Annotated in this window: 19 protein-coding genes and 1 tRNA gene; 12 read left to right on the top strand and 8 right to left on the bottom strand. The window is 66.3% G+C overall.

What is annotated here, in order from left to right; all coding sequences use genetic code 11:
* Positions 1-38: 38 nt before the first annotated feature.
* Genes ABE546_RS13140 through coaE form a run of 3 tightly spaced genes read left to right on the top strand, consistent with a single transcriptional unit; the run spans position 39 to position 2,791 of the window.
* Positions 39-1,298, top strand: coding sequence for a type II secretion system F family protein (locus ABE546_RS13140; RefSeq protein WP_346464006.1), 1,260 nt, complete (start codon positions 39-41; stop codon positions 1,296-1,298).
* A gap of 7 nt (positions 1,299-1,305) precedes the next feature.
* Entirely contained in the window at positions 1,306-2,169 is an 864-nt protein-coding gene (locus tag ABE546_RS13135; protein WP_121039283.1) for an A24 family peptidase, read from the top strand.
* A 10-nt stretch (positions 2,170-2,179) separates the two neighbouring features.
* On the top strand, positions 2,180-2,791 hold the full coding sequence (gene coaE, locus ABE546_RS13130; RefSeq protein ID WP_346464005.1) for a dephospho-CoA kinase: 612 nt from the start codon (positions 2,180-2,182) through the stop codon (positions 2,789-2,791).
* A gap of 58 nt (positions 2,792-2,849) precedes the next feature.
* Here coaE and ABE546_RS13125 read toward each other — a convergent pair whose 3' ends face one another.
* From ABE546_RS13125 to rimK, 4 genes are all read right to left on the bottom strand, one after another.
* Entirely contained in the window at positions 2,850-4,172 is a 1,323-nt protein-coding gene (locus ABE546_RS13125; RefSeq protein ID WP_313210069.1) for a HAMP domain-containing sensor histidine kinase, read from the bottom strand.
* A 4-nt stretch (positions 4,173-4,176) separates the two neighbouring features.
* A complete protein-coding gene (locus tag ABE546_RS13120; RefSeq protein ID WP_019183933.1) occupies positions 4,177-4,854 on the bottom strand; it encodes a response regulator transcription factor in 678 nt (225 codons plus the stop codon).
* Between the two features lie 156 nt (positions 4,855-5,010).
* Positions 5,011-5,499: a hypothetical protein gene (locus ABE546_RS13115; protein WP_313210067.1), complete on the bottom strand. Its 489-nt coding sequence runs from the start codon at positions 5,497-5,499 to the stop codon at positions 5,011-5,013.
* Between the two features lie 250 nt (positions 5,500-5,749).
* Positions 5,750-6,643 (bottom strand): 30S ribosomal protein S6--L-glutamate ligase, encoded by an 894-nt coding sequence (gene rimK, locus ABE546_RS13110; RefSeq protein ID WP_121039296.1) that lies wholly within the window; start codon positions 6,641-6,643, stop codon positions 5,750-5,752.
* Positions 6,644-6,785: 142 nt separating this feature from the next.
* Here rimK and ABE546_RS13105 point away from each other — a divergent pair, with 142 nt between their 5' ends.
* On the top strand, positions 6,786-7,532 hold the full coding sequence (locus ABE546_RS13105) for a hypothetical protein (RefSeq protein ID WP_313210063.1): 747 nt from the start codon (positions 6,786-6,788) through the stop codon (positions 7,530-7,532).
* Positions 7,533-7,556: 24 nt separating this feature from the next.
* On the opposite strand, the gene ABE546_RS13100 is transcribed toward ABE546_RS13105, so the two are convergent.
* Positions 7,557-7,630, bottom strand: a tRNA-Gly gene (locus tag ABE546_RS13100).
* Positions 7,631-7,755: 125 nt separating this feature from the next.
* A complete protein-coding gene (locus tag ABE546_RS13095; RefSeq protein WP_313210061.1) occupies positions 7,756-9,576 on the bottom strand; it encodes an autotransporter domain-containing protein in 1,821 nt (606 codons plus the stop codon).
* Positions 9,577-9,780: 204 nt separating this feature from the next.
* Here ABE546_RS13095 and thiS point away from each other — a divergent pair, with 204 nt between their 5' ends.
* From thiS to ABE546_RS13075, 4 genes are read left to right on the top strand one after another with little or no spacing between them, the layout of a single operon-like run.
* Entirely contained in the window at positions 9,781-9,981 is a 201-nt protein-coding gene (thiS, locus tag ABE546_RS13090; protein ID WP_121039303.1) for a sulfur carrier protein ThiS, read from the top strand.
* 38 nt (positions 9,982-10,019) lie between these two features.
* Positions 10,020-10,814 (top strand): thiazole synthase, encoded by a 795-nt coding sequence (locus ABE546_RS13085; protein ID WP_313210058.1) that lies wholly within the window; start codon positions 10,020-10,022, stop codon positions 10,812-10,814.
* The gene (trmB, locus tag ABE546_RS13080; RefSeq protein WP_346464004.1) at positions 10,814-11,548 is read left to right on the top strand and encodes a tRNA (guanosine(46)-N7)-methyltransferase TrmB; all 735 of its coding nucleotides are present in this window, start codon (positions 10,814-10,816) and stop codon (positions 11,546-11,548) included. Before ABE546_RS13085 ends, trmB begins: the two co-directional genes overlap by 1 nt.
* Before the next feature lie 24 nt (positions 11,549-11,572).
* Complete coding sequence (locus tag ABE546_RS13075; RefSeq protein WP_121039313.1) at positions 11,573-13,420, top strand: SLC13 family permease; 1,848 nt, start codon at positions 11,573-11,575, stop codon at positions 13,418-13,420.
* 84 nt (positions 13,421-13,504) lie between these two features.
* Here ABE546_RS13075 and ABE546_RS13070 read toward each other — a convergent pair whose 3' ends face one another.
* Entirely contained in the window at positions 13,505-13,852 is a 348-nt protein-coding gene (locus ABE546_RS13070; RefSeq protein WP_346464003.1) for a Rieske (2Fe-2S) protein, read from the bottom strand.
* A gap of 179 nt (positions 13,853-14,031) precedes the next feature.
* Here ABE546_RS13070 and ABE546_RS13065 point away from each other — a divergent pair, with 179 nt between their 5' ends.
* The 4 genes from ABE546_RS13065 (at position 14,032) to ABE546_RS13050 (ending at position 17,235) form a co-directional block, all read left to right on the top strand.
* Entirely contained in the window at positions 14,032-14,307 is a 276-nt protein-coding gene (locus tag ABE546_RS13065; RefSeq protein ID WP_121039319.1) for a hypothetical protein, read from the top strand.
* A 108-nt stretch (positions 14,308-14,415) separates the two neighbouring features.
* Positions 14,416-15,123: a fumarylacetoacetate hydrolase family protein gene (locus ABE546_RS13060; RefSeq protein WP_019183922.1), complete on the top strand. Its 708-nt coding sequence runs from the start codon at positions 14,416-14,418 to the stop codon at positions 15,121-15,123.
* A gap of 58 nt (positions 15,124-15,181) precedes the next feature.
* Entirely contained in the window at positions 15,182-15,595 is a 414-nt protein-coding gene (gene mscL, locus ABE546_RS13055; protein ID WP_121039325.1) for a large-conductance mechanosensitive channel protein MscL, read from the top strand.
* 218 nt (positions 15,596-15,813) lie between these two features.
* Positions 15,814-17,235 (top strand): M28 family peptidase, encoded by a 1,422-nt coding sequence (locus ABE546_RS13050; RefSeq protein ID WP_346464002.1) that lies wholly within the window; start codon positions 15,814-15,816, stop codon positions 17,233-17,235.
* A gap of 323 nt (positions 17,236-17,558) precedes the next feature.
* Here ABE546_RS13050 and ABE546_RS13045 read toward each other — a convergent pair whose 3' ends face one another.
* Positions 17,559-18,338: a TrmH family RNA methyltransferase gene (locus ABE546_RS13045; protein WP_254665244.1), complete on the bottom strand. Its 780-nt coding sequence runs from the start codon at positions 18,336-18,338 to the stop codon at positions 17,559-17,561.
* Between the last annotated feature and the right edge of the window lie 51 nt (positions 18,339-18,389).

Genomic DNA, 18,389 nt, shown 5'->3' with positions numbered 1-18,389 from the left:
ATAGCCCGCCTGGGGATGGTGTGGCTGGGGAGCCCTGTATGTCTGTCAGCCGTAGCGCGATCAAGAAAGAGCCCGTGGCGCGTAGCACCATGGAGTTGCAGCCGTTTGTCTGGGAGGGGACCGACAAGCGCGGTGTCAAGATGAAGGGCGAGCAGCCCGCCAAGAACGCCAACCTGTTGCGTGCAGAGCTGCGGCGGCAGGGGATCACACCCAACGTCGTCAAGCAGAAGCCCAAGCCGTTGTTTGGCGGAGCTGGCTCTCCGGTTGGCGCCAAAGACATCGCGTTTTTTAGTCGCCAGATGGCGATCATGATGAAATCCGGCGTGCCCATCGTCAGCTCACTGGAAATCATCGGCAGCGGGCACAAGAACCCGCGGATGCGGAAGCTGGTCGACTCGATTCGGTCCGACATCGAAGGCGGCTCCTCGCTGCACGAGGCCATCAGCCGACACCCCGTCCAGTTCGATGAGCTCTATCGAAATCTGGTTCGAGCAGGCGAAGGGGCCGGTGTACTAGAAACGGTGTTGGATACAATCGCCAATTACAAAGAGAACATCGAAGCGCTGAAAGGCAAGATCAAGAAAGCGCTGTTCTATCCAGTGATGATTGTTGCCGTTGCCATCATCGTTAGCGCGATCCTGCTGCTGTTTGTTGTGCCGCAGTTCGAAGAAGTCTTCAAGAGCTTCGGCGCCGAGCTCCCTGCGTTCACGCAGATGATCGTGGCGGCCTCACGCTTCATGGTGTCGTACTGGTGGGTGATGCTCGCGGTGGTGCTAGGGTCGTTGTTCGGCTTCATATACGCCTACAAGCGTTCGCCGAAGATGCAGCACACCATGGATCGCGTGATCCTCAAGGTGCCGGTCATCGGCCAGATCATGAACAACAGCGCGATCGCCCGCTTCGCCCGCACCACTGCCGTGACCTTCAAGGCCGGCGTGCCGCTGGTCGAGGCATTGGGCATCGTGGCCGGCGCCACGGGCAACAAGGTCTACGAGGAGAAGGTCCTGCGCATGCGCGACGACGTGTCGGTCGGTTACCCGGTCAACATGGCGATGAAGCAGGTCAATCTGTTCCCGCACATGGTGGTGCAGATGACGGCCATCGGCGAAGAGGCCGGCGCGCTGGACACCATGCTGTTCAAAGTGGCCGAGTATTATGAGCAGGAGGTCAACAATGCCGTGGACGCCCTGAGCAGCCTGATGGAGCCGATGATCATGGTGTTCATTGGTACTCTAGTCGGCGGCATGGTGATCGGCATGTACCTGCCCATCTTCAAACTCGGCGCGGTAGTTGGATAACTAATCAATGGCATTTCTCGACCAGCATCCCGGTCTCGGCTACCCCGCCGCGGTCGGACTGGGACTGCTGATCGGCAGTTTCCTCAACGTGGTGATCCTGCGCCTGCCCAAGCGGCTGGAGTGGGAGTGGAAGCGCGATGCGCGCGAGGTGCTGGAAGAGCCGGACATCTACGAGCCGCCACCACCGGGCATCGTGGTCGAGCCCTCGCACTGCCCGCACTGCAAGCACAAGCTGTCCTGGTACGAGAACATCCCGCTGTTCAGCTGGCTGGCCCTGCGCGGCAAATGCCGACATTGCCATGCCCCGATCTCGATCCAGTACCCGCTGGTGGAGCTGCTGACCGCCGTGCTGGTGGCGGCCAGCGTCTGGCAGTTCGGGTTCGGCTGGCAGGGCTTCGGCGCGATCGTGCTGAGCTGCTTCCTGGTGGCCCTTTCCGGGATCGACCTGCGTACCCAGCTGTTACCGGACCAATTGACCCTGCCCTTGATGTGGCTGGGCCTGATCGCGGCCAGCGACAATCTCTATATGCCGGCCAAGCCTGCCCTGCTGGGTGCGCTGGCGGGCTATCTGTCGCTGTGGTCGGTGTGGTGGCTGTTCAAGCAGATCACCGGCAAGGAAGGCATGGGCCACGGCGATTTCAAGCTGCTGGCGGCCCTGGGCGCCTGGTGCGGGCTCAAGGGCATCCTGCCGATCATCCTGCTGTCGTCCGTGGTGGGCGCGATCATCGGCTCGATCTGGCTGTACTCGCGCGGCCGTGACCGGGCCACGCCGATCCCGTTCGGGCCGTACCTGGCCATTGCCGGCTGGATCGTGTTCATGTGGGGCGAGCCGTTGATTGACGGCTACCTGAGCTACGCCGGCCTGCGTTGAGGGCCGCGCGATGAGCCGCTTCGTGATTGGGCTGACCGGCGGCATTGCCGCCGGCAAGAGCGAGGTCAGCCGCCGCTTCGAGGCGCTGGGCATCACCGTTGCCGATGCCGACCTGGCCGCACGCGCGGTGGTGGCACCGGGCAGCGAGGGGCTGGCGCGGATCGCCGCCCACTTCGGCACCGAGATCCTGCTGGCCGATGGCCAGCTGGACCGTGCCGCCCTGCGGGCCCGCATCTTCGCGTCGGCGCAGGAGCGTCAGGCGCTGGAAGCGATCACCCATCCGGCTATTCGTCAGTTGCTGCGCGAGACCTGCGAGCAGGCCGAGGGACCGTATGCGATCGCGGCGATTCCGCTGCTCACCGAGGCCGGTGGCCGCCAGCAGTACCCGTGGCTGGACCGGATCCTGGTGGTGGACGTGCCGGTGGCCGTGCAGCACGCGCGGCTGATGCAGCGCGATGGCATCGATAGCGCCCTGGCCGACCGCATGATCGCCGCCCAGGCCAGCCGCGAGGCGCGCTTGGCATTGGCCGATGATGTGGTGGTCAATGATGGCCACCCGGACCACCTGCAGGCGCATGTGGAGCGGCTGGATCGGGCGTATCGGGAGTTGGCGGCGCGGTAGATCTGGAGGCGCCGACCCACGGTTGTGGAGGAGCCGACCAACGGTCGGCTCTACCGTGTCAGGCGGGGGAGAACGTCAGCGTGGCGATGACGCCGCGCCCGGCGCCTGGCCGTACGTTGACCTGCCAGCCGTAGAGATCACACAGGCGGCTGACGATGGACAGGCCGATACCCCCGCCCTGCGAATGCCCCGCATGCGTTCCGCGGTAGCCGCGCTGGAACAGCTTGGCGGCATCTTCTTCGCTCAGGCCGGGGCCGCTGTCGATCACTTCGACCGCGTTGTTGCCCACGCGCACGCGCACTGCGCCTTCCTTCGAGTACTTCACGGCATTGCCGATCAGGTTGCCCAACGCGACCGAGAGGGCCGATTCCGGCGCATCGATCACCAGGTCGTGGTTGCCTTCCAGGATCAGTTCGAGCGGCTTGCCGCCGAGCTGGGCACGGTGCGAATCCAGCAGCTGCTCGGAGACGCGGGCGACATTGCTGCTGCCCTGCCCGCGCTCGTTGCGCGAGAGCAGCAGCAGCGCGCCGATCAGATCGGTGCATTGCTGCTCGGCCCGCTGGATGCGCTGCAGGCGCTGCAGCACCTTCGGATCGAGATCCGGGCGGGTCAGCAGCAGCTCGGTGGCGCCACGGATCACGGCCAGGGGCGTGCGCAGCTCGTGACTGACGTCCGCATTGAACTCGCGGTCGCGCTGCACCACTTCGGTCAGCCGCGCGGAATAGTCATCCAGCGCCTGGGCCAGCTGGCCCACCTCATCGTCCGGGAAGCGCGGTGCCAGCGGCTCGGGCTCGCTGGTGCCACCGCGGTAGGCGCGCAGGCGGGCGGCCAGATCGGACACCGGCTTCATCACCTTGGAGGCGGACCACCAGCCCAGCACCAGGGACAGGGCGCTGAACACCAGCACCGAAATCCACAGCGCGCGCTTGAGCTGGGCCTCCCCGCGCGTGGCCTCGGTCATGTCGTATGCCAGGAAGAACCAGGCATCGTCAGCTTTGCGGACCGCCAATTTGTAGGCGTAAGGCCTGCCCTCTTCGTCCAGGCCGCTCACGTTGTGGTTGCCGTTTGGCAACGCCGCCCATTCCGCCCGCTCTACCCGTACACGGTCGAGCATTTCGCGCGGATACGCGAAGGCCCGCATCTGCTGCACGGGAAGATCCGGATTACGGGTACGGTCAGAATAGAAGCGCTTGGCGAACTCATCGATGTTGCGGTTCATCACGTCTTCGACGAGCTGGTTCTCCACACGGGCACGCGCCCAGTTGGTGGCGAACGCAAACAGCGTGGTCAGGCAGAAGCCCAACAGCACGAACGAGACGATGATGCGGCTGCGCAGCCGGCGCCGGTATGGCGCGCGGCGACGCCCCCCCCTGCCCGTCACCGGATCAGGCTTCCGGCGCGGCGATGCGGTATCCGATGCCATGACGGGTCTGAATCATCGGAACCTCGAAGGGCTTGTCGACCACGGCGCGCAGGCCATGGATATGCACGCGCAGAGAATCCGAATCGGGCAGCTCTTCGCCCCAGACGCGGGTTTCCAGCTCCTGGCGGGTGACGACGGCCGGGGAGGCCTCCATCAGCGCCTGCAGGATCTTCAGCGCGGTCGGGTTGAGCTGCAGCAGCTTGCCCTGGCGGCGCACTTCCAGCGTGTCCAGGTTGTATTCCAGATCGCCGGTTTCCAGCACGCGGGTCTGCACGCCCTTGCCGCGACGCGACAGGGCGTTCAGACGCACCTCGACTTCCTGCAGCGCGAACGGCTTGATCAGGTAATCATCGGCGCCGGAATCGAAGCCGGCCAGTTTGTTATCCAGGGAATCGCGCGCCGTGAGCATCAGCACCGGCGTCTGCTTGCGCGCCTCGTTGCGGAGCTTGCGACAGACCTCGATCCCATCCATGCCGGGCAGGTTGAGGTCCAGCACGATCGCGTCGAACTCATGGACGACCGCCAGGTGCAGGCCGGTGACGCCATCGGCTGCGAAGTCCACGGTGTGACCGCGGTCTTCGAGGTAATCGCCCAGGTTGGCGGCAATGTCGCTGTTGTCTTCGATGACGAGAATTCGCACTGGGACCTCTGATTCGTGGGGTTCAACGGAAAGAACGGAGCCGCAGGGCAGCAATGGGAACAGGACTGCGCGACCTCAAGCTGACCATACAGCTTCGATTCTTAACATTAGACACCGTCGAATGCTGGCGCAGCGTCAAAACTCAGCGGCCTTCGGTCACTTTGCGTCCCTCACTTCGGAAATCCGAAGATCACGCTTCATCTGCCTGGCGTCGTCCGTCGCCTGGCGGCGCTGAGCCACCGTCATGCAGGTGCGCTGAGGGCGGTTGCTGCCGATCGGACGTTCGCTGCGGCAGACCATGCGGCTGTCTTCCTTGGCGTTGGTCATCAAGGTATTGACCACTTCCTGGTCATTGAAGACCTCTACTTTCTGCGGCGGGGTGAGCTGATCGAAGCGCTCGCGATCGCCCATCTTGGTGCGGATGCGGTCCAAGGCGGCCTGAACGCGGCTCTTGTCGGCCACGCTCAGCTCGCTGTAGTCCTCACTGTGCAGCGCGCGCTCGACCTTGGCCAGCTGTTCGGCAACAGGCGCATCGTCGGCAAGCGCCATCGCGGCCTCATCGGCTTTCGCAGTCGGCTTGGCGTGGGCACCCAGCGAGAGACAGCCAAGCAGCGCGACAGCGATGATTCGATGCATCTTTGACATCTGCGACTTCCTTATCCACATGAATGAATGCCAACTCTACGAGGATGGAACCGGGCCGACAAGTTACCGATGGCAGGGGCTTGGCAGCGCTGCCGGCCGGAAAAAGGCCCGACCAACTGACGCTGGCCGGGCCTGAAGGTGTTTCCCGATTACCGATCCTGCTGAGGAGGGCAGAGCTGCGGTTCGACAGAGCCTACGCCGGGGCCGATTAAACCGATGTTAAGGCCCTGCCCCACCTTGGAAAACCGCATCAACCCTTTGTATTTGCAGGCTTTTTCAAGGAAGCGACATGATCGATGATGCGCCCGGCAAGATCGGCCTGGCAGATCGCCTCGATGCCTTCCAGCCCGGGGGTGGAGTTGACCTCCAGCACCAGCGGGCCGCGGCTGGAGCGGATCAGGTCCACACCGGCCACGCCCAGGCCCAGCGCCTTGGCCGAGCGCACCGCCACCAGCTGCTCGGCCCGGCTGGCCTTGGCGGCGCGGGCACTGCCCCCGGCATGCAGATTGGAGCGGAAATCCCCCTCCGGCGCCTGCCGTTGCATCGCCCCGACCACCTGGTCGCCGACCACCAGGCAGCGCAGGTCGGCGCCCTGCGCCTCACCGATGAACTCCTGCATCAGGAAGTTGGCGTAGAGCCCGCGCAGTGCCTCCACGATGCCGCGCGAGGCGCTGGCCTTCTCGGTCAGGATCACGCCGCGGCCCTGGGTGCCCTCGTTGAGCTTCACCACATGCGGCGGCGGCCCCAGCATCGAGAGCAGATCGACGGTGTCGTCCGGGTTGTCGCCGAACACCGTGACCGGCATGTCGATGCCCTTGGAGGCCAGGATCTGGTGGGCGCGCAGCTTGTCGCGGGCGCGCAGGATGGCATCGGAGGGGTTGGGCGTGCGCGCGCCCATCATCTCGAACTGGCGCAGCACGGCCGTCCCGTAGCGGGTGACCGAGGCACCGATGCGCGGGATCACCGCGTCCACCCCGGTGATCGGCCGCCCCTTGTAATGCATGGTGAAGCCATCCGCGGCGATGCGCATGTAACAGCGCAACGGATCGAGGATGCGCACGGTATGGCCCCGCGCACGCGCGGCCTCCACCAGGCGACGCGTGGAGTACAGCTTGCTGTTGCGGGACAGGATGGCGAGTTTCATCGCGGCGCAGGGGACGGGAAAGCGCGAAGCATAGCGTGCGGTGCGTAGGCCGCGATGACGGACCGCCCCGACGATGCAGCGGCCCGCATCCAGCGGTTGTTCCACAATAATGGGCGCCCACAGAGATGCCCCGGCAACACGGATGACCACGCCTCCCACCCGTCATTGTTTCGCGGCCCTGCTCGCGGTTCTGCTCTCAGCGGGCACGCAGGCCGCGCCGGCCCATTTCACCAGCTACAACGACTTCTACAGGTCGTTGGGCGATCCCCTGTTCGAGGGAAAGGGGACCGCACTCGACAAGCCCTGCACGGACGCACCGCGCGCGTGCCTGTGGACCACCTCGATGACGCAGGCCCTGCGGCGCTACGAGGCGACCGACTGGATCGTTCCGGGCACCTTGCAGATGAACCCGGCCGATGGCGCACCCGACATTGCCTTTGACGGCCAGACGCTGATGGTCGGTGCGCGGCGATGGCCATTGCGCAGCGCTGTCGCTCTTGCACCACCGGACTGGCCCAGCCGCACCCCCATCGACCCGGAGAATCTGGCGAACGTCACCGCCTGGCAGCAGGGCACGTCGGTGTGCCTGGACATGCACTATGTGAGCAGTGGCAAAGGCGGTCGCTACACGCTGGTGATGCTGTTGCACGGTGAGCATCTGTACACCCTGCCCCCGCTCTTTGGCAGTTGCGTGGCCATACAGAAGGCGGCGGGCGATGGATTCAGTTATCCGAGCACGACCTATCTGGGCCCGGGGATGGAAACGAATCCAAGCGGCCTGCAGGTGGACTATCTGCTATCGGATGGCACGACACGCGTTGCGCGTTATCTGCTGCGCTTTCCGGATCAGAGCGACCCCTTCACCTTCGAGGCATCGCGCGTGCGGTGACGGGCGGCATGGGAAGGTGAAGCGTGGAGCGGGTGAAGGGAATCGAACCCTCGTCAGTAGCTTGGGAAGCTACAGCTCTACCATTGAGCTACACCCGCAAGGCGCGGCGTAAGTCTATTCGGGCGGGGCCCTCAAACGCAACGGGCGGCACTGGGCCGCCCGTTGTTTCACGCTTTTCCACCGCCGTGCACGGCGCCCGCGGGCGGGCGCTGCGCACGTGGGATCAGAAGCTGCCGCCGAAGCTGGCGAACAGCGACACGTCACGTGCACGCTTCTGCATCGTGGTGGTGCTCATGCCGATGTTGCTGCTCAGGCCCCACAGGTTCAGGCGCGCACCCAGCACGGCGGTGGCGTAGTTCTTGTCGAACTCCAGGCCCGGCACCTTGTACATGCCCACGTCCGGCATGGTCTGCAGCCAGGCGCTGGCCTGCTTGCTGTCCTCGAACTCGTGGTCATAGGTGACCTGCACGTACGGCTTGACGTTGCCGCCATCGAAGCGGGCCTGCCAGCCGACGCGGCCGACGGTCGAATCCGTATCCTGGTCGCCATAGCCCAGCGCCGAGGCGCTCAGGTTGGACTCGGTGTAGCCATCCAGCTTCACCTTCTGCCAGATCACCGCGGCGACCGGACCGTGACGGAAGCCGCCTTCGGTGCCGAACTCGTAACCGGCGTTCAACGCGGCGGTCAGGTTGCTGCCTTCCGGCGAGCCCTTGTGGATGCGCGTTGCCGGGCCGAGCTGCAGCTTGCGGGTCACGTCGTAGTCCAGCCAGCTGTAGCTGAGCTGGCCGTTGACCCAGGCGCGCTCGCCGTACCAGCCGGCGAACAGGCCCAGGGTGGTATCGGACTGGGTGAAGTCGCCCTTGTTGTTGCCGAAATCGGCGTCCATGCGGCCATAGCCGGCGAAGCCGCCGACCACCATGCCATCACGCGCCCAATCCACACCGAACAGGCCGGCCGGGGCCATGCCGTCGTACAGATCGGCATGGGCGTAACGCTGCATGTCGCCGCGCAGGTTGCCCCACCAGCTCAGGCCGTCGGCCGGACGGCCATCCACGTGCCAGCTGACCTGGTCAGCGCGCGAGCGGCCGATGGTCTGTGCCGAGTGGGTCAGGATCTGCTGGTTGCGCGGCGCTTCCAGGATCGACAGGGTGTACTGGCCCAGCATTTCATGCGTGGCCGAGGACGGGTGCACGCCGTCGGCGAAGACATAGGTGCGCCATGCGTCCGGGGTGACCAGGCTGGTCGGGTTGCAGGTCAGCGACGAAGGCACCGTGCAGGCGGTGCCACTGACGTTGCTGAAGCCGTAGGTCGACGGGTTGGCGACGATTTCCTGCAGGATGTGGAAGGTGTCGACCGGGATCACCTGCAGGCCGGCGGCCTTCAGGCCACCGAACAGGGCGTCGTTGTAGGCCTTGGCCAGCGCGGTGCCGGCGGCCATGCCAGCCGGGCCGCCGGCGCGGGCGCCCGGGGTCAGGCCGATGTCCGGGATGGTCGGCACCACGATGTATTCAGCGCCCGCTGCCTTCAGCGTGCCGACGATGCCGACCTGGTCGGTGACGGCACCGGTCAGGGTCGGGACCAGCGGCGCACCGGTCTGGATCGCGAACAGATCATTGGCACCGCCCCACACGGTGTACAGCGCGTTCGGGTCGGCCTTGCCACCGTTGGCCGCCAGATAGTTGGCCGTCTGGGTCTTCAGCGAAGGAATCGGCACACCGCCCAGCGCGGGCTGGGTCAGGTCCACGCCCACGCGGGCCCCGCCAACGGCGTAGTTGTCGCCGTTCTGGCCGTTACCGTTCGGGCTGGCATCGGTGCCGTAGTAGTTCGCCACGTGCTGCGCCCATTGCCAACCCGGGTTGGTGGTGGCCTGGCCGGTCACCGGGCGGACAGCGGCCGGCAGCAGCGGGCGGTAGTAGCCGGAATCGGTCAGGCTGTCGCCGATGAAGACGGTCTTGGTGTACGGCGACTGGGCCATGGCCGGCATCGCCGCCAGGGCGATGGCCACGGCCATGAGGGAACGGATCGGGCGTTTGCTGAGCAACATGGAAACTCCTTGAGGGTGGGGAAGACGGCGGACGTACGCCGGCGCACGGTGCCATGGTTCCACTGCACCTGGCCGGCATCACGCTGCGCTGCGGCATGAACGCCGCAGCCCGCCGCCCGGCCATCGTTGGCCTGGCGCTCGCGGCACCTCTGCCGCGGGGCGCACAGGGTACGCACTGCGATGTGATTACGGGACAATACCGTCATGAACATCCAGCTCAACGGCGAGAACCGCCAGCTTCCGCACACCGCCACTGTCCACGACCTGCTGCGCAGCGAGGACCTGCTCGAGCGCCGCGTCGCGGTCGAAGTCAATGGCGAGATCGTCACCCGCAGCCAGCACGCCAGCCACCCCCTGCGCGAGGGCGACGTGGTCGAGATCGTGCATGCACTGGGCGGCGGCTGAGGCAGCATCGTGACGCGCGATAGGCGATAATTCGGGCCATGAATGCACCTGCCCCCACTGATTCGCTGGTGATCGCCGGCAAGACCTATGCTTCCCGCCTGCTCACCGGCACCGGCAAGTTCAAGGATCTGGAAGAAACCCGCCTGGCCACCGAGGCCGCTGGCGCACGGATCGTCACCGTGGCGATCCGCCGCACCAACATCGGGCAGAACCCGGGCGAGCCGAACCTGCTCGACGTGCTGCCGCCGGACCGTTACACCATCCTGCCCAACACCGCCGGCTGCTACACCGCCGAAGACGCCGTGCGCACCTGCCGGCTGGCCCGCGAGCTGCTGGACGGCCACAACCTGACCAAGCTGGAAGTGCTGGGCGACCAGAAGAGCCTGTACCCGGATGTGGTGCAGACCCTCAAAGCGGCCGAGCAGCTGGTCAAGGATGGCTTCGAGGTGATGGTCTATACCTCCGATGACCCGATCCTGGCCAAGCGCCTGGAAGACATCGGCTGCGCTGCGGTGATGCCGCTGGCCGCACCGATCGGCTCGGGCCTGGGCATCCAGAACAAGTACAACCTGCTGCAGATCATCGAAGACGCCAAGGTACCGATCATCGTCGATGCCGGCGTGGGCACGGCCTCCGATGCAGCCATTGCGATGGAGCTGGGCTGCGATGGCGTGCTGATGAACACCGCCATCGCCGGCGCGCGCAACCCGATCCTCATGGCCAGCGCGATGCGCAAGGCCGTGGAGGCGGGCCGCGAGGCCTTCCTGGCCGGGCGCATTCCGCGCAAGCGCTACGCCAGTGCGTCCTCGCCGATCGACGGGTTGATCGGCTGATGACCAATCCTTTCGACAGCGCCGGTGCCAAGGCACCGCCCAAGCCCTTCACCATCACCGAAGGCCGCCGCGAGGTCCGCAGTTTCGTGCTGCGCCAGGGGCGTTTCACCCCCGCCCAGCAACGTGCGTTCGATGACCGCTGGCCGCGCTTCGGGCTGGATTTCACCGGCGAGCCGCGCGATCTGGATGCCACCTTCGGGCGCGATGCGCACAAGGTGCTGGAGATCGGCTTCGGCAATGGCGCCGCGCTGCGCTTCGCCGCACAGCAGGACCCGAGCCGCGATTACATCGGCCTGGAAGTGCACGCGCCCGGCGTGGGACGCCTGCTCAATGCACTGGCCGACGACAACGCCGACCACGTGCGCCTGTACCACCACGATGCCGTGGAGGTGCTGGAGAAGGAAATCGCCGATGGCGCGCTGGATGAAGTGCGCATCTACTTCCCGGACCCGTGGCACAAGAAGCGCCATAACAAGCGTCGCCTGATCCAGCCTGGCTTTGCCGAGCTGCTGGTGCGCAAGCTGCGCGTCGGTGGCCGCCTGCACTGCGCCACGGACTGGGAAGACTATGCCGAGCAGATGTGGGACGTGCTCGACGCCACCACCGGGCTGAGCAACCGCGCCGGTCCGCGTGGGCAGGTCGAGCGGCCGGAATGGCGCCCGCAGACCCACTTCGAAACCCGTGGCCAGAAGCTTGGCCATGGCGTGTGGGACCTGTTGTACGACCGCACCTGATCCCACAAGGAACCGCGCCACCCCATGGATACCGCGCTGACGCTGACTACCGACATGAAGCTCGTTCTCGGGCTGGTCGGCTTCACGATGGCGATGTTCCTGTTCGAGCGCATCCGCGCCGACGTGGTGGCCTTGGTGGTGCTGGTGGTGCTCGGCGTTACCGGCCTGATCGCGCCGGAGGAAATCTTCGGCGGCTTTTCCGGTAACGCGGTGATGAGCATCATCGCCACCACCATCCTCGGCGCGGGCCTGGACCGCACCGGGGCATTGAACCGGTTGGCGGCGTGGCTGCTGCGGCGCGGGCATGGCGTGGAGACACGCCTGTTGATGATGACCACCGCGATCGCCGGCTTGAACTCCTCGTTCATGCAGAACCCTTCGGTGATGGCGCTGTACCTGCCGGTCGCCTCGCGGCTGGCCGCGCGCACCGGGCTGACCCTGCAGCGCCTGCTGCTGCCGATCGCCGCGGCCATCGTCATGGGCGGCGCGCTGACCATGGTCGGCAATTCGCCGTTGATCCTGCTCAACGATCTGCTGGCCTCGGCCAACAACAACCTGCCCTCGGGCCTGGCCACGATCGAGCCGCTGCGCATGTTCGCACCGCTGCCGATCGGCGTGGCGCTGCTGATCGCCTCGCTGCTGTATTTCCGCTACTTCGGTGATCGCAAGCTGGTGGAGGAAGAGACGCTGGCCAACGATGGCGTCACCCCGTCGCGCACCGAAAGCTACTTCGCCAAGACCTACGGCATCGAAGGCGATGTGTTCGAACTGGTGGTCACCGCCGAAAGCCCGCTGGTCGGCATGACCCTGGGCGAGGCCGAGAACGTGCACGATGCGCCGCTACTGCTGGCGCTCAAGACCGGCAATGACACCCGTCTGGCCCCGCCGGCCGAGATGCGGATCTGGGTGGGCAGCGTGCTGGGCGTGATGGGCGCGCGCCAGCAGGTCAGCGATTTCGCACAGAACCAGTTCCTGCGGATGTCCTCGCGGCTGAAGCACCTGGGCGACCTGTTCAACCCCAGCCGCGCCGGCATTTCCGAAGCAGTGGTGCCGCCCACCTCCGATGTGATCGGCAAGAGCGCCTCGGACCTGCGCCTGCGCAAGCAGCGTGGGATCAGCCTGCTGGCGATCAACCGCGACAAGCAGGTGATCCGCGAAGACGTGCGCAACGTGGCGCTGCGCGCCGGTGACATGCTGGTCTTCCACAGCATCTGGACCGACCTGGCGCAGGCGGCCAAGAGCCGCGACTTCGTGGTGGTGACCGATTACCCCAAGGGCGAGCAGCGGCCGCACAAGTTCAAGATCGCGATGAGTATCTTCGCCATCACCATCCTGATCGCGCTGACCTCCAAGCTGCCGGTGGCGCTGACCCTGATGACCGGCGTGGCCGGCATGTTGCTGACCGGCGTGCTGCGCATGGACGAGGCCTACGCCTCGATCAACTGGAAAACCGTGTTCATGATGGCCGGGCTGATTCCGCTCGGCTGGGCGATGGACAGCAGCGGCGCGGCGGCGTGGATCGCCGGGCACACCATCGACCGCCTGCCGACCGGCATCCCGGTGTGGGTGCTGGAAATCGCGCTGGCGTTGTTGACCACGATGTTCTCGCTGGTGATCAGCCACGTGGGCGCAACCATCGTGATGGTGCCCATCGCGGTGAACCTGGCGCTGGCCGCCGGGGGCAGCCCGACCGCGTTCGCGCTGATCGTGGCGTTGTCGGCCTCGAACAATCTGATGACAGCCTCCAACCCGGTGATTTCGATGATCACCGGCCCGGCCAATTACACCCCGCGCGAGCTGTGGCGCGTCGGCGCCCCGCTGTCGTTGATCTATACGGCGGTGGTGGTGCTGATGATCAACCTGATGTTCTAGGGAGTGCCGGCCGCTGGGCGGCATTGAAGGCGTAGCGACCAACGGTCGCTACCTACCCGTGGGCTGGAGACCCACCGGTCGTTGTCACGCCAGCCAGACCTGGCCGTCGCGCACCTGCACCGGCACCGCGCGCAGGCGATCACCGCGGCACGGCCCGGCCACGCAGTCGCCGTTGTCCAGCGAGAATGAGGCGCCGTGCGCCGCGCACACCAGGTGGCCGTCCTTGCTTTTCAGGAACTGCCCCGGGGCCCAGTCCAACCGGCGGCCGGCGTGCGGGCAGATGTTCAGCCACGCGCGCACCTGGTCGCCCTCGCGATACAACACCACCGATTCGCTGTCGCCCTCAATGCTGGCATCGGTTTCGGCGAACCCCCCGTCGGCCATGGCATCCAGGGCAATGAGGGCGGTGGCGGTGGACTCAGGGTGGGACATGGCATCCAGACAGCAGGCAGTGGAGGCACAGTGTCTCACGCGCTCATGTCACTGGCTCCCGGATGAATACAAGTCATTGATTTGCAATGCGCGCGGGGTACGTTTAACGCTTTTTTCACTCAGTCACAAAGGCCAGCACGGATACTCGTCCACTGCTGACCTCAGCCAAAAAGAGTGCCATGTACAGCCGCATCTTCCAGTTCAACCAGTTCCGTGCCCTGTTCGCGCCGCGCAAGCCGCGCCACCCGTTGGTGCGCGTTGCGGTCGGTCTGTTGGGCCTGGCGATCCTGGCCGCGCTGGTGTTCGTGGGTGTGTTCGTGGGCGCGGCGATGATCATCGCCGGTCTGGCATGGAAGCTGCTCGCCCAGCGCAAGAGTGCGCGCACCGTTCCGTCGCAGGTCGTGGACGGCGAATACCGGGTGGTCCGCAAGCAGGCCTTGCCGATGTCGCGTTGATCGACGCGCATTCCTCCTGATGACGGCCGCGCCCTGCGCGGCCGTTTCTGTTTGTGGCGGCGGGAAAACGCTCTAGACTGCGGCGAAACCTCTCCACAGGACGCGCGCATGACCGATGTAATTCCCACGCCCGAGCAGCCCCGAATTCCGGTCGCCGGCGGCGGTACCTTCCCGGTGCGTCGCATCTACTGTGTCGGCCGCAACTTCGCTGATCACGCGCGCGAAATGGGTGCGGCCGTGCCGGCCGCCGATGATCGCGGCCGCCCGATGTTCTTCAGCAAGCCGGCCGATGCGATCGTGGTCGGGCATGACGATGTGATCCCCTACCCGCTCGCCACCCAGGACCTGCACCATGAGGTGGAACTGGTGGTGGCGATCGGCAAGGACGCCCCTGCCGGCGAGCTGCCCGTCGACCAGGCCGAGGCGCTGGTGTTCGGCTATGGCGTCGGCCTGGACCTGACCCGCCGCGATCTGCAGGCGCAGGCCAAGGCCAAGGGCCACCCGTGGGATCCGGCCAAGGGCTTTGATCAGTCCGCGCCGGTGAGCGAGCTGGTGCCGGCCGGTGAAGTCGGCGATCTGGCCGCCCTCAATCTGTCGCTGGAGATCAATGGCGAGGTGCGCCAGCAATCACTGCTGGACCAGATGATCTGGAACGTGCCGGAGATCCTGCACGAGCTCTCCAAACTGTGGGCGCTGCGCGCAGGCGACCTGGTCTTCATGGGTACGCCCTCGGGCGTGGCCGCATTGAAGCCGGGCGACCGTTTCAGTGCACGCCTGGAGAACGTGGCCGAGCGCCACGGCATCATCGCCGGATGACAATCGCTGCGTTACGCTGCGGCGTCATTTGATTCCCCCACTACGACAGGAGAGCCCGATGGGTGTACTGACTGAGTTCAAAGAATTCGCCATGCGTGGCAACGTCATCGACCTGGCGGTTGGTGTGGTCATCGGTGCGGCGTTCGGCAAGATCGTCACCGCGCTGGTGGACAAGATCATCATGCCGCCGCTGGGCTGGATGATCGGCCGCGTGGACTTCTCCGAGCTGGCCTGGACCCTGGCCCCGGCGCGGATTGCCGCCGATGGCAAAGAGATTCCGGCGGTGGTGATCGGCTACGGTGATTTCCTCAACACCGTGGTGCAGTTCGTGATTGTGGCCTTTGCGATCTTCATGGTCGTGAAGTTCATCAATCGCCTGGCGCGCAAGAAGCAGGCCGAGCCGGCCGCCCCGGCGGCGCCGAGTGAAGAAGTGCTGCTGCTGCGCGAGATCCGCGACAACCTCAAGCACTGAGGCAGCAACACCGGTAGTGCCGGCCGCTCGTCGGCAGCACGGATATCCTGCCTCGTGCGGAGCCGGCCAGCGGCCGGCACTACCGATCGAAAGCCCCGCTTTGGCGGGGTTTTCGCTTTTGGAAAACAGTATCCGCCGGGACATGACCTACCGCCCATGTGCGTGCCGGCGAGGCTGGTAAGCTCGGACGCTTCCGCCCCGTTTCCCGGAGTTCGTCCATGCGTCGCCGCGTCCTTGCCATCGCATCTTCCCTCGCCCTGCTGGCCGCGCCCGCATTCGCGGCGACCGGTATCACCACGCTGCCGCCGACGTCGCTGGCCACCGCCGCCGAGCTGCGCGAGCAGGCCCTCAAGGACGACACCGGCTGGAAGGTGGTCGAATCGCTCACCACCGAGATCGGCCCGCGCATCGCCGGCAGTGAAGCCGACGCACGCGCCGTGGCCTGGGCGGTGGCCAAGTTCAAGTCACTGGGCTTCGACAAGGTCTGGACCGAGCCGGTCACCTTCCCCAAGTGGGAGCGCCGCAGTGAGCACGCCGAAGTGATCGGCAAGCATGCCCAGCCGCTGACGATCACCGCCCTTGGCGGCAGCCCGGGCGGCACGGTGGAGGCCGACGTCGTGCGCTTCGCCGATCTGGCCGCGCTGCAGGCCGCGCCGGAGGGTTCGCTGAAGGGCAAGATCGCCTTCGTCGATTACCAGATGACCGCCTACCGCGATGGCCGCGACTACGGCAACGGTGGCGCCGTGCGCAGCAAGGGCCCGTCCGAGGCGATCCGCAAGGGTGCGATCGGCTTCGTGATGCGCTCGGCAGGCACCGATTCGCACCGCGTGCCGCACACCGGCATCACCCGCTTCGATGACGGCCTGACCCCGGTGCCGGCCGCCGCGCTGTCGGTGCCCGATGCCAACCAGCTGGCGCGCCTGGTCGCGCTCGGCAGCACCACGCTGAAGCTGAGCCTGGATTGCGGTTGGGATGGTACGGCCACGTCGCACAACGTGATCGGCGAGATCATCGGGCGCAGCCTGCCCAAGGAAGTGGTGGTGATCGGCGGTCACCTCGACTCCTGGGACCTGGGCACCGGCGCGGTGGATGATGGGGCCGGCGTGGGCATCACCATGGCCGCTGGCCATCTGATCGGCCAGCTCAAGCAGGCGCCCAAGCGCACGATCCGCGTGGTCGCGTTCGCCAATGAGGAGCAGGGCCTGTACGGCGGCAAGGCCTACGCCGAGGCACATGCCAAGGACGTGGTGCGGCACCAGCTCGCCGCCGAAAGCGATTTCGGTGCCGGCCGCATCTATGCCTTCAACACCGGCTCGCCGAACCCGGCCAATTCGCGCGAGGCCACCCGCCAGATCGCCGAGGTGCTCAAGCCGCTGGGCATCGAGTACGCCGCCGACAAGGGCGGCCCGGGCCCGGACGTGGGTCCACTGGCGGCCAAGGGCGGCGCGTGGGCATGGCTGGCGCAGGACGGCAGCGACTACTTCCACCTGCACCACACCGCCGACGACACGCTGGACAAGATCGACCCGGCGGCGCTGGCGCAGAACGTCGCCGCCTACACGGTGTTCGCGTATCTGGCCGCCGAGGCCGACGGCAGTTTCGGCAGCGAAGCCAAGCCGACCACGCCGCCGAACGAGTAATCCCGACACGCAGGCGGCAGGTACCGCCCGTGGGTCGGTACAAAAAAAAACCCGGTCGCAATGCGACCGGGCTACCGGGATTCGTCACACCCCACGCGGTGAGCGCCGTACTACTTTCACGGTCCGGAGAAACGGACCGTCGCACTGCGTGGATGTCTCTCCTCATCTACGCAGCACAACGTCCACCCCGCACTGTGCTCAGTTCTCACGTCGAGCGCCATGCGGAAAATCCGAATCGGATGTAGTCACGACGCGTTCGGTGAAACCGATCACACCGCGGGTCCAGCGCAACGCGCCGTTCCCGACAAACGCACACCTTCCGATCAGCGCGAGCGGCTGCCGTACCAGTGCGCCAACAACACCGCCGTCGCCGAAGCGACGTTGAGGCTTTCCACGGCACCGGACCCGGGAATGGACACCTGCAGATCGCAGTCGTCGGCCAGATCGCGGTCCATGCCCTCGCCCTCGGCACCCATCACATAGACCAGGCGTTGCGGCAGTTCCGTGGCGAACAGGTCCTTGCCTCCCTCCACCAGCGTTGCCGCCAGGCCGATGCCGGCCGCGCGCAGCTGCGCCATCGCCTCGGGCAGTTCCGGCAGACGCACCAGCGGCACCGACTCGGCGCCGCCTTCGGCCACGCGCGCGGCCGCGCCGGACAATGCCAGCGTGGACCCCGGCGGCAGCAGCAGCCCGGCCACACCGAAATGCGCCGCCGAGCGCAGGATCGCGCCGAAGTTGTGCGGGTTGCCTACGCCATCCAGCCACAGCGCCAGCACCGGCGCGCCGGCCGGCAACGTGGCCAGCCATTCGTCCAGCTCCAGCATCGGCGCACGCAGCACGTCAGCCACCAGGCCCTCGTGGTGGGTGGTCGCGGCGAGCTTGTTCAGATCGCCGTCTTCCACCACACGGTAACCGACGCGGTTGGCCACGCACCATTTCAGCACCGGCTGCATGCGCGGGATCAGCGACTCGGTCAGGTACAGCTTGCGCAGCGCCTGCGGGCGATGCTCGAACAGTGCCTGCACGGCATTCCAGCCGTACAGGCGCAGCTCGTCGTTGCCGCGGCCGGGCGGCGGCGGCGTGCCACCTTCGCGCGGCGGCAACGGCGTGGCGCGCGGCGGCCGCGAGGACGGACGGCGCGCATTCTTCCAGGG

Source organism: Stenotrophomonas sp. TWI377 (genome assembly GCF_039674525.1).
In the GTDB taxonomy this organism is placed as follows: domain Bacteria; phylum Pseudomonadota; class Gammaproteobacteria; order Xanthomonadales; family Xanthomonadaceae; genus Stenotrophomonas.
Note: the sequence above shows the minus strand (reverse complement) of the source record. Positions and strands in the feature narration are given on the sequence as shown.